Here is an 8,675-nt window from a genome sequence, read left to right as displayed (position 1 = left end):
TAACGGCCAGGATCTGGTGCTCGGTAAAACGGGCTTTGCGCATAGTGATCTCCTCGTTGGCATCTTCATTATGCCGGAAGATCTCTAAAAGTAACTGGCTCTGTTATACGGGATACTTACACAGGATCGCATCGACATGTGCGCTCCCGCATCATTAGTCGAACTTGACCAGGTCCTTGAAGATCAGTTGACCCCAGGTATTACTGCGCGCCTGCACTAGCAGTCCGCCTTCCGCAAGAGCGCCAAGTTTGATTGGCGCAAACCCGAGCTTTTCCGCCAGTGCAGCTATCCCTGCTGCTGCGCTGTCGTCGTCGCTCGCGAGGAACACAACCCTCTTGCCACCATGGACGGCCGGATCCTGGCCAAGAACGGGAGCGCCCAGATGGTTGAAACCCTTGACTACTTTTCCACCCGTGAAGGCCTGCGCGACGACCGTGGCTGAAGCCTGTCCTTTCAGTTCCTCAGCTGGCACGCCGTAGGCATTGGTCACATCGACGATGGTCTTTCCCTGCCAGGTCGGCAACGCCTTCGCGACATCCGGGTGCGATTCGTAACGGACGGCCAAAAAGATGATGTCCGCCTTGATGGCTTGCGCCAGTGTCGCGGGAATGACCGTGGGTCCGATTGCGGCAGCACCGGCAGCAAAACTTTCCGGGTCGCGCGTGGTAGCAACCGATACGTCGATGCCGCTGCGGGCGAAGGCTTTGGCCAGCGCCTGGCCAAGTTTGCCGAAGCCGATAATTGCATAAGTCATCAATACTCCTTGTTTGTTAGATTTAAGTCAGGCCGCCGTCGACGGCGACCGCGCTGGCCGTCATGACCGGGTCAGCCAAGGTTTGCAGCCGCCATCCCGGCCGCCCGTGCCAGTGCCAGCGTGTCGATATACTCCCGGATGTGCGTCACCTTGCCATCTCGCACCGTCATGGCGAAGACAAAATGGTCCTCGAACGCCTTGTTCGTGGCCTTGATTTTTCCCGTGCTCAAACCCACGATCAGGACGCGGTCGGCCTGCGCGATAAATTCGAGGGGCGCAGAAATGGAAGTTTCCACCATGTCAGCGGCCTTCTGAAAAAAATCAGCCAACCCCGCATGCCCGCGGTGCGTACCGGCCAGCGGCCACTCGCCCGGAATGACCCACTCGACATCGTCAGCCGTCAACGCCAGCACACCTTGCAGATCGCCGCAGCCCATTGCTGCAAATAGTTCCTTCACGATCTGCGCGTTCCCTTGCGTGCTCATCGCGCCAATCCGATATCGACGTGCATGGCAATATCGAACGTGCCGGCGCCGTTTTTTGCCAGGCCGATCATCAAGAGGCCAAGCGATTCGAGCGTCTGGGCCATGTGCAGGGCACCGATATCCAAAGGCCGCAGGCCGAGACTCCCGAGGAAAGTCGCAACGCGGGCCTTGGCTTCTCCATCGTCGCCTGCGATGAACGCGTCGAGCCGACCACCCTTGGCAAGCACGGGGCCGAAGAGAGTGTTGAACGCTTTCACGACATGCGCACCGGCGGGGAGGCCTCTGGCAGTCTCCTGCGCACCGGAACTGCCGCTGGGGGGCACGAGGCCCGAGAGATCTGGGGCGACCGGGTTGGTGATGTCGATGATCACCTTGCCGCCCAGCGCCGCCCCGAAATCGGCTACCACCGACGCTGCACTGCCGTATGGCACGGCGAGGATGACGATGTCGCCCTTTGGCGCGGCGCCGTACGTCCCGGTGGTCGCGCCAGCGCCAAGCTTATCGGCAAACGCCTGCGCCTTGGACTGGTCGCGGCCGATCACCTCGACTGTGTGCCCAGCCTTGATGGTACGGCCCGCGATTGCCGTGGCCATGCCGCCGGCGCCGATGATGCTGATGGTGCTGATGGGAGTGCTCATATTGTTTCCTCGTCAGTTAGCAGGTTGCTCGTCATGTATTATTACCGGGGCATCGCCCCGGTAATACAGCGCGCGTCAGGCGGCCGGGAAATAGTGGCCGTTGTCCATATCGGCGAACAGGCCGGGCTGAGTGGGTTCCCAGCCCAGGACCTGCCGGGTGATGAGGTTCGATGCTGGGAGATCGAGCGTGACCAGGTTTGCCAGGAAGCCAAAGTAGCCCGGCAGCATCAGCACGTCCGCGGGAATGCTCACGGCCGGCACGTTCAGGCGGCTGCCAATGGCCTCGGCTATGGCGCGGAACGGGATGCCCTCACTCTCGACCCCATGCCAATATTTGCCCGCCTCACCCTTCTCCAGCGCCAGGCGGAACAAGATGGCGAGGTCTCGGGCGTGTACGGCCGGCCACAGGTTCGCGCCTTCTCCCGGGTAACCGATGACGCCCTTTTCCTTCGCCAGCCCGATCAACAATGGCAGGAAGGCGACGTCGGTCATGCTGTGCGCGATTGTAGGAATCCGCACGATCGACGACCGCACGCCCCGCTCGGCGAGGCCGATGACGGCGAGATCGACGACGTTACGAACCCGCAGGGTTCCCTTGTACGCATCGCCGCCGGGAAGTGACGGGTCTTCCTCGGTGGCCGGCCGGCCCAGCTTTTCCCACCCGGGCGCGCCGATGCTCCCCGACACGACCAGCGGCTTGCCGCTTCCAGCCAGCGCCTCGCCGTACGCGAGCATGATCTGGAGTTCCGCAGCGGCCACGGCGTCGATCCCGCCAGAGGGAAGCAGGTCTTGCCTGTGGGCGACGTGAATGACGCCGTCGGCGTCCGCCGCCGCCGCCTTGAGCCCCTCGAGGTCGGAAATATCCCCGCGCCGCGCCTTGGCGCCAAGTGCGGCCACCGCATCTGCGGCCTTGTCCGAGCGGGCCAGGCCGGTAACTTCGTGTCCGGCCGCGATCAGTTCAGGGATGATGTACGAACCGATATGGCCGGTTCCTCCAGTAACTAAAACGCGCATGTTGCTGTTCCTTGTAAGCGAGATGAAAAAATAGTGCTTCGGGTGGGCTCAGCCAGGAAGGCTGACCCCGATTGAAAAGTTGGTGTGCTTGATGGCGTGGGCGAGCAGGCCCAGCGACAGCAGGCAGACGTGTTCCAGCGTCCGCGCCATGGGCAGCAGTCCGATATCCATCGGGCGGAGTCCGAGACTCTCGATGAATACCGCGACATGCCCCTTCGCCCGCGCGTCGTCGCCCGCGATGAAGACGTCTAGCGAGCGCCCCTGGAATGAGCCGGCAGCCAGGACGTGGGAGAACAGGGTGTTGAATGCCTTGACGATCACCGCGTCGGCGGGAGCGGCCCTGGCGATCTCCTGCGCGCCGAAGCTGTCGCCAGGTGTCACAAAGCTTGTGAGGTCGGCGGCGACGGGGTTGGTGATGTCGACCAGGAGCTTGCCTGCAAGCTTGTCACCGTATTGCTTCACGACGTCCAGAACGGCGGAGTACGGAACCGCCAGGATGACAATATCCCCGGCCGGTGCGGCGCCGAACGTGCCTGTCGTCGCACCGGCGCCGACCCGCTCGGCCAGCGCCTGCGCCTTGGCTGCGTTGCGGCTCATCACCTCGACGCTGTGTCCGGCCTTGGCGGCAAGGCCGGCGATCGCTGCGGCCATGCCACCCGATCCGATGATACTAATAGTGCTCATGTGTTTCCTTCCTCGTGGCCGGCGCGATTCGGTGACCGCGCTCAGCATGCAGGCCATATTGTCGTTTTCACTTGTAAAAAGCAAGTTAAATGCTGAAATTTTACTTGCGACACGCAAGCTATGTTATAATCCGGCCATGAAGACGACGACTAAAGAAGACTTTCGGTCCCATTGCGCAGTGAACTACGGCGTGGAGATCTTCGGCGACCGGTGGTCGCTCTTGATCATTCGCGACATCGTTTTTGCTGGCAAGAAGACGTATGGCGCGTTCCTGAAATCGGAAGAGGGAATCGCGACCAATGTTCTTGCTTCCCGCCTTGCGTTTCTCGAGATGCGGGGAATTTTGTCGCGGGCGCCCAGCCCCGATGACGGGCGCAAGGACTTCTACACGCTGACCGAGAAGGGCCTGGACCTCATTCCCATCGTGCTGAGCATTGTCCTGTGGAGCGCGCGGCACGATGCGAAGTCGTACGTCCGGGGTCAAAAGGAGTTCATTGCGAGAATCAGTCAGCATCCCGTGCAAGTGAGCGAAGAGGTGAAGGCACTGGTTCGCAATGGCGGATGTATATTCCCCGATGGCAACGTGTGAGTTTCATGAGTAACACTTAATGTTATTACGACTGTATCAATAGCGGCCACTACTAGTGATATTGTAAGGTTGGCGTAAGCGCTATACAGTCACGAGCAACGGTATTTCCACCTGTAATTAAGTGAAAAATACGCAACCATTATGTGTCTGATAATAACTTATTCCAATTAAAAGCCACTTATTCTGCTACGCCTAAATATCGGAAGCCCGTTGTTAAACGGCTTCATGTGAAAATCAGTGACCAAGGAGAATATAATGGTTGATTCAAGCAAGAAAGTCGCGGTTGTTACTGGAGCCGGTCAGGGCATTGGCAGAGCCATCGCCCTGCGCTTGGCTAACGATGGCTTTGCTATCGGCAGCCTGGACTTTAACACTGGTACAGCGAAGGAGACGGTGGCATTGATTGAGGCAGCCGGCGGCAAAGCCTTGGCCGTGTTTGTGGATGTGTCGAAGCGAGAGGATGTCATATCCGCTGTCGACCAGGTGGTGGCAAAGTTCGGCCGGCTCGATGTAATGATCAATAATGCAGGTTTAGGCCCAACGACTCCTCTTGAGGATATAACGCCAGAAATCTACCATAAGGTTTTTGACGTTAATGTGGGTGGCGTCTATTGGGGTATCCAAGCCGCCCTTAAACACTTTAAAGCCAGAAAACCCGCCAAACCGGGCGAGATCGTCGGCAAGATAATCAATGCCTCATCCCAGGCGGGACAGGTAGGCAACCCTGACCTTGCAGTCTATGGCGCAACCAAGTTTGCCGTCCGGGGAATTACCCAAACGGCCGCCCGCGACCTGGCTAAACTCGGCGTCACCGTCAACGCCTATTGCCCGGGTATTGTGCGTACGCCGATGATGGAGAACATCGCCAAGAAAGTCGCCGATGAAAATAAGCAGTCGCTGGAGTGGGGTCTGCAGCAGTGGGCAAAAACGGTCGCGCTGGGCCGGATATCCGAGCCGGAAGACGTGGCGGCCTGTGTATCTTATCTGTCGGGACCCGACTCAGACTATATGACCGGACAAGCGCTGATAATTGATGGCGGCATGGTATTCAACTAATAGTCTTTCTATAAATAAAAGCGCGCCTGCACGCTAACAGGTGGGGTGGGTGCGCGGAAGCGGGCCGCGACGGTTTACGTCAGAAACCCGTTAGCTATCAACGAAGTTGACAGCTACCAACGTCACCACCAGCATCATTGGGTCAATCGGCTAAGGCTCAAACCCAACCCGCAGGTAAAGTTCCCGCGCCTCATCAGACAGCGCATGAACCAACATCCCACGAATACCGATAGTTTCCGCCACCTGTAGCCAGGCATCCCGCGCCAGTGTCCGCCCGACGCCCTGAACGTGCAATAATTTATCTAATGCCCAACGGCCCGGCACTACCACCGGAATCGGATCAGGCATATTGCGGTGAAAACGTCCAGGCGCGGCATTTGTCATCACGGCACTGGACGCCAACGAGTAATACACCATCACCTGCGAGCCGTCACAGCAGACGAACGTTCGGGAGGCGCCGGTTAGCTGATTTTTCATCGCCCGCGGTTTCAGCCAGTTGTCCATAGAATCCACGCCGCAACAAAATGAGGAGAGAATATGCCCGCGCGCGGCCTACAGCACAAAATCAGTACAGCGTTTACCTTTAGCCTTCGCCGCACGATCGATAAGATCGCGCTCGGCGGATTTAATCAGTAAAGTAAATGTCTCGCGTTTGACAGAAACGCGATTCTTCGCTGTCATTATGTCATCGTCTTGTGTCTGTCTCTGGAGAAAAATCATGTTGAAAAATAGCCGGGCCATGAAAGCCCGGCCATATCGTCAGGTCAATATCGAACGGCAAGGCGAGATCGACAGGAATCCCCTAGCCGGGTCAGAGTGAGTCGCCCTCACGGAACCGCTTGGGGGATCAACCGACGATCCGGCTGAACGCCGAGCTGAAGGCGCTTGAGGACTGAAACCCGACCTGTAAGGCAATCTCGCCTATCGTGGATGCGCCCGACCGGAGCGCATCCTTCGCCAGCGCCATCCTCCACTGCTGAAGATACTCGATGACGCCGATACCCATGATGGAGCTGAACCGATGGGCGAAGCCGGATCGCGAAAGGCCGCGGAGGCGGGCCAGCGAATTCACGGACCATGGATGCGACGGCTTTTCGTGAATTAAGGTAACAGCGAGCGCTACCTTCGGGTCAGCCAGTCCTGCCAGCAGCCCGGTCTGCTGCGGATCCATATCGATCGCAACCCTTCGCAGCGCTTCGAGCAAGATCAGTTCCATAAGGCGCCCGACGAAGAATTGGCTCCCCAGGTTTTGCGACCTGCTTTCCTCCTCATTCATCGTGAGCAGCGCCTTCAACTGTCCCGGAGATCGTGGCTCACCCGCATTCAACTTTATGACTTGCGGAAGCATGCCCATCGGGAGAGCCTCGTTGGCGGTGTCGAAGACGAACCGTCCACCGCGGACAATTGCGGGCTTTCCGGCCCCGTCGTCGCCGAGGCTCATGCGCAAGAGTCCGGTTGCCGCGATAATTTGATCGCTGTCGACCGGCTCCGCGCTGGGATCGAAGGCAAGCGTAAAGGCCGTGGATGTACATACGAAGGCGAAGTCATGTTCCCGCAACGGGAGCGGATCGGCACCGGGCCGCCAGCTTCATCACCGGCATCGACCTTGCCGCCGATGGCGGCTTCAGCGAGCTTGGCACCTACGGCGCGGTGTGGAAGCATCTCCACGCGACATCCTGACGCGCTATATCGTGCGTCGCTCGTCAAAAACTTCCCATACATCAAGGATCGTCCAATGGCTATTTACCATCTGCGTCATTACTTTCTGGCATCCGAAGACGCCACCATCGCTTACCTGGCAATCTGGCGCGCCCACGTCGCCAGCCTCGGCGCACTAGACATCGCCACCGAAGGCTTTTTCACGGTTGCGGAGAACGCCTGCGAAGTGGTAGCCCTGCTCCGCTTCACTGAAGGCACCGACCCCGGACAGGCCATCCGGGCCTACATGGCGAGTCCGGGCTTCGCGCAGGTCATGGCCGGCTTCGACATGTCGCAGATCAGGCGGGTCGAGGTCCAGACCCTCTCGCCAGGCGCCGGTTCGCCGCTCGGCTGAACAAAACGCTTAACCGCCCGTCGGGCGGCGGATTTACCGCGGATAGATTCAAGGCGGTACCCTTGTTCTGCATTCTGAAAAAAGGCAGACACAAGAGTGGTTTGACACGGCTCGTGATTTGGCCAGGGCCAATATTTTCGATTATATTAAAGCGTTTGTTTTGGGGACAACCCAAATGAGGGATTACCGAAGCATTTATAACACAATGCTGTGCCGCTATTTGCCATTGGGAACCAGATACCGGCCGGAGGAATATGCTGACCGCAAGCGGGAGGTAGTTAACCAACGGCCGGCAGAAGTTTTGCTGCCGGGTAGTCTCAACAAAATCTGATTTACGTGATAAGCTTTTTTCTGTATAAATTTGAACTCTATATTAGGATAATTCCTCCAGAATTACTGCTCGCCCATGGATATTTACCGCGTTACTTTCAGATAAAAGTATAATTTTTATAATCAAAGAGATTATTAAAATGTTTAAAAACTTAAGCAAAGCTTTATGTTTTTTTATACTATTAGCCGCCGCCGGCACTCATGCCAGAGAAATTGACTTATACTCCGCCAATACCGGTTCGTTTGTGTATCACCTGACGGGTAACTACGGGCAATATAATGAGTTTTTTGATAATAAATTTTTTTCTGTAGAGCGGAAATTCTCGGAAGAGTCCAAATATAGTGCATTGCTTGGAACGATGAACAACAGTTTTGGCGATCGCTGTATAGCAATCGGACTGAGAAGAGACTGGATATCTGGTGATTCACACTGGGTTCTTAAGGGGGTATATGGTTATACAGGCGAATTCTTTTTTGACGCGTTTAGTCACTGCGGTGATCATGGTTCCTATAACAATTTTAAGAAAGTGACTGGAATAGGGTTTTCACCCTATATTTATCATGCTATTCAATACAATTTCACAGACAACTTCGGTATTGAAAGTGGAATAATCATTCCTTCAGTATTTGTCGTGAGCGTACAATGGAGCTTTAGATAAATTGGAGTGTCCAAAATCCTCGAATCAGTCCACCGTTACATTCTTACATGATCAATATCCTCCTTGCAACATGACCGTCACCGCACTTGCACAACAGGAAGGGATATAGGAAGCTACCCTTTATCATTGGCGAATCCAAGCCAAACTGGAGGGAAAACCGGTGCCCGGAGCCAACAAAACCACAGACCTTTGGTCGACAGAAACCCGCTTTGCCGTCATCGTTGAAACCGCCACACTTCGTGAAGCCGAACTGAGCGAATACTGCCGTCGCAAAGGGCTTTATCCTGAACTGTCGGCATCGCTGATATAAGGTCGTAATTCATCGGAAAAGTTGTCCACTCCACCCAACATGGTCTTTCTTTAAGGTTCCTACACCGAAAAAGGAAGCGCCATGTTAAGCAGAGAGGACCATC

At 56.6% G+C, this 8,675-nt stretch carries 11 protein-coding genes and 3 pseudogenes; 5 read left to right on the top strand and 9 right to left on the bottom strand.

Features of this window, described 5'->3' with window-relative positions:
* Positions 1-154 precede the first annotated feature (154 nt).
* The 5 genes from GRH90_RS25475 to GRH90_RS25455 all read right to left on the bottom strand — a co-directional run bounded on the left by GRH90_RS25475 (position 155) and on the right by GRH90_RS25455 (position 3,575).
* Entirely contained in the window at positions 155-754 is a 600-nt protein-coding gene (locus GRH90_RS25475) for an NADPH-dependent F420 reductase (RefSeq protein WP_162368769.1), read from the bottom strand.
* A gap of 71 nt (positions 755-825) precedes the next feature.
* Complete coding sequence (locus GRH90_RS25470) at positions 826-1,239, bottom strand: nuclear transport factor 2 family protein (RefSeq protein WP_162368768.1); 414 nt, start codon at positions 1,237-1,239, stop codon at positions 826-828.
* Positions 1,236-1,877: an NADPH-dependent F420 reductase gene (locus GRH90_RS25465; protein WP_178113373.1), complete on the bottom strand. Its 642-nt coding sequence runs from the start codon at positions 1,875-1,877 to the stop codon at positions 1,236-1,238. Before GRH90_RS25465 ends, GRH90_RS25470 begins: the two co-directional genes overlap by 4 nt.
* A gap of 75 nt (positions 1,878-1,952) precedes the next feature.
* A complete protein-coding gene (locus tag GRH90_RS25460) occupies positions 1,953-2,891 on the bottom strand; it encodes an SDR family oxidoreductase (RefSeq protein ID WP_162368767.1) in 939 nt (312 codons plus the stop codon).
* Positions 2,892-2,939: 48 nt separating this feature from the next.
* Complete coding sequence (locus tag GRH90_RS25455; protein WP_162368766.1) at positions 2,940-3,575, bottom strand: NADPH-dependent F420 reductase; 636 nt, start codon at positions 3,573-3,575, stop codon at positions 2,940-2,942.
* Between the two features lie 31 nt (positions 3,576-3,606).
* On the opposite strand from GRH90_RS25455, the gene GRH90_RS25450 reads away from it, so the two are divergent.
* The gene (locus tag GRH90_RS25450; protein WP_312857223.1) at positions 3,607-4,164 is read left to right on the top strand and encodes a winged helix-turn-helix transcriptional regulator; all 558 of its coding nucleotides are present in this window, start codon (positions 3,607-3,609) and stop codon (positions 4,162-4,164) included.
* 255 nt (positions 4,165-4,419) lie between these two features.
* Positions 4,420-5,220 carry a (S)-acetoin forming diacetyl reductase gene (locus GRH90_RS25445; RefSeq protein WP_162368765.1) on the top strand — a complete coding sequence of 267 codons (801 nt, stop codon included), beginning with the start codon at positions 4,420-4,422 and terminating at the stop codon, positions 5,218-5,220.
* A 150-nt stretch (positions 5,221-5,370) separates the two neighbouring features.
* Here the strand turns inward: GRH90_RS25445 and GRH90_RS25440 are convergent, their stop codons facing one another.
* The 4 genes and pseudogenes from GRH90_RS25440 to GRH90_RS26580 all read right to left on the bottom strand — a co-directional run.
* Positions 5,371-5,757 (bottom strand): GNAT family N-acetyltransferase, encoded by a 387-nt coding sequence (locus GRH90_RS25440; RefSeq protein ID WP_162368771.1) that lies wholly within the window; start codon positions 5,755-5,757, stop codon positions 5,371-5,373.
* Positions 5,758-5,775: 18 nt separating this feature from the next.
* Positions 5,776-5,901 (bottom strand): annotated as a pseudogene (locus tag GRH90_RS25435) (type II toxin -antitoxin system TacA 1-like antitoxin); the annotation flags it as partial.
* 166 nt (positions 5,902-6,067) lie between these two features.
* Complete coding sequence (locus GRH90_RS26585; protein ID WP_281352803.1) at positions 6,068-6,391, bottom strand: helix-turn-helix transcriptional regulator; 324 nt, start codon at positions 6,389-6,391, stop codon at positions 6,068-6,070.
* 21 nt (positions 6,392-6,412) lie between these two features.
* Positions 6,413-6,784, bottom strand: a pseudogene (locus tag GRH90_RS26580) (cupin domain-containing protein); the annotation flags it as partial.
* Between the two features lie 171 nt (positions 6,785-6,955).
* Here GRH90_RS26580 and GRH90_RS25425 point away from each other — a divergent pair.
* From GRH90_RS25425 to GRH90_RS26445, 3 genes and pseudogenes are all read left to right on the top strand, one after another.
* Positions 6,956-7,273 carry a Clp protease/crotonase-like domain-containing protein gene (locus tag GRH90_RS25425; protein WP_162368762.1) on the top strand — a complete coding sequence of 106 codons (318 nt, stop codon included), beginning with the start codon at positions 6,956-6,958 and terminating at the stop codon, positions 7,271-7,273.
* Positions 7,274-7,743: 470 nt separating this feature from the next.
* Positions 7,744-8,262 carry a hypothetical protein gene (locus GRH90_RS25420; RefSeq protein ID WP_178113372.1) on the top strand — a complete coding sequence of 173 codons (519 nt, stop codon included), beginning with the start codon at positions 7,744-7,746 and terminating at the stop codon, positions 8,260-8,262.
* A gap of 1 nt (position 8,263) precedes the next feature.
* Positions 8,264-8,551 (top strand): annotated as a pseudogene (locus GRH90_RS26445) (transposase); the annotation flags it as partial.
* Positions 8,552-8,675 lie beyond the last annotated feature (124 nt).

The organism is Acerihabitans arboris, assembly GCF_010131535.1.
Taxonomy (GTDB): Bacteria; Pseudomonadota; Gammaproteobacteria; order Enterobacterales; family Enterobacteriaceae; genus Acerihabitans; species Acerihabitans arboris.
This window is presented reverse-complemented; position numbering and strand designations above follow the sequence as displayed.